This is a genomic window from Aerococcus sp. UMB1112A (assembly GCF_030230715.1).
Lineage (GTDB): Bacteria > Bacillota > Bacilli > Lactobacillales > Aerococcaceae > Aerococcus.
The window spans coordinates 1-1,476 of record NZ_JASPDS010000058.1; the positions used below are offsets into that span (position 1 = coordinate 1).

The window sequence follows — 1,476 nt, forward strand, 5'->3', positions numbered from 1 at the left end:
GATGCTGAAGCACTTGAGCTTGCGGATTCAGATGCTGAAGCACTTGAGCTTGCGGATTCAGATGCTGAAGCACTTGAGCTTGCGGATTCAGATGCTGAAGCACTTGAGCTTGCGGATTCAGATGCTGAAGCACTTGAACTTGCTGATTCGGAAGCTGAGGCGCTTGAGCTTGCAGATGCTGATACTGAAGCACTTGAGCTTGCGGATTCTGAAGCTGAAGCACTGCTGCTTGCGGACTCAGATGCTGATACGCTAGAGCTTACGGATTCTGAATGTGCTGCTGATACGCTAGTTGAAACTGAATCGCTTGTTGATTCCAATTCAGAAATTCGTGCACTTTGGCTCAAGGCAACAGATTCCAAGGTGCTAGTTGATGTCGACATTGAGCTACTTACTGAGCTGGACTCAGATTGTGACGCACTCACTGACGAGCTTTCGGATTGACTTGCGCTTACTGAGCTAGACCCAGACTGGGATGCGCTTACTGAACTTGATTCAGATTGCGAAGCACTTACTGATGAGCTTTCAGATTGACTTGCAGACAGTGAGCTAGACTCAGACTGGGATGCGCTTACTGACGAGCTTTCGGATTGGCTGGCGCTTACTGAGCTGGACTCAGACTGTGATGCACTTACTGATGAGCTTTCAGATTGACTTGCAGACACTGAGCTAGACTCAGACTGGGATGCGCTTACTGACGAGCTTTCGGATTGACTCGCTGATACTGAGCTAGACTCAGATTGTGAAGCACTCACCGATGAGCTTTCAGATTGTGAAGCACTTACTGAGGAGCTTTCAGATTGACTCGCAGACACTGAGCTAGAATCTGATTGCGAAGCACTTACTGATGAGCTTTGAGATTGACTTGCAGATACTGAGCTAGACTCAGATTGTGAAGCACTCACTGACGAGCTTTCGGATTGGCTGGCGCTTACTGAGCTGGACTCAGATTGTGACGCACTTACTGACGAGCTTTCGGATTGACTCGCAGACACTGAGCTAGACTCAGATTGTGACGCACTCACTGACGAGCTTTCTGATTGACTCGCTGATACTGAGCTGGACTCAGATTGTGACGCACTCACTGACGAGCTTTCTGATTGACTCGCAGATACTGAGCTGGACTCAGATTGTGACGCACTCACTGACGAGCTTTCTGATTGACTCGCAGATACTGAGCTTGATTCGGATTGCGAAGCACTTACTGACGAGCTTTCTGATTGACTCGCAGATACTGAGCTGGACTCAGATTGTGACGCACTTACTGACGAGCTTTCGGATTGGCTGGCGCTTACTGAGCTTGATTCAGATTGCGAAGCACTTACTGATGAGCTTTCGGATTGACTTGCAGACACTGAGCTTGACTCTGATTGCGAAGCACTTACTGAGGAGCTTTCAGATTGACTCGCAGATACTGAGCTCGATTCAGATTGTGACGCACTCACTGACGAGCTTTCAGATTGACTTGCAGATACT

Annotated in this window: 1 protein-coding gene and 1 pseudogene; both read left to right on the forward strand. The window is 48.5% G+C overall.

Going from position 1 to position 1,476, the window contains the following annotated elements; genetic code table 11:
- Positions 1-444: pseudogene (locus QP860_RS10520) on the forward strand (hypothetical protein); the annotation flags it as partial.
- Positions 445-1,252: 808 nt separating this feature from the next.
- Positions 1,253-1,476, forward strand: a 224-nt coding sequence (locus tag QP860_RS10525) for a hypothetical protein (RefSeq protein WP_284912799.1), incomplete at its 3' end; no start/stop codon positions are given.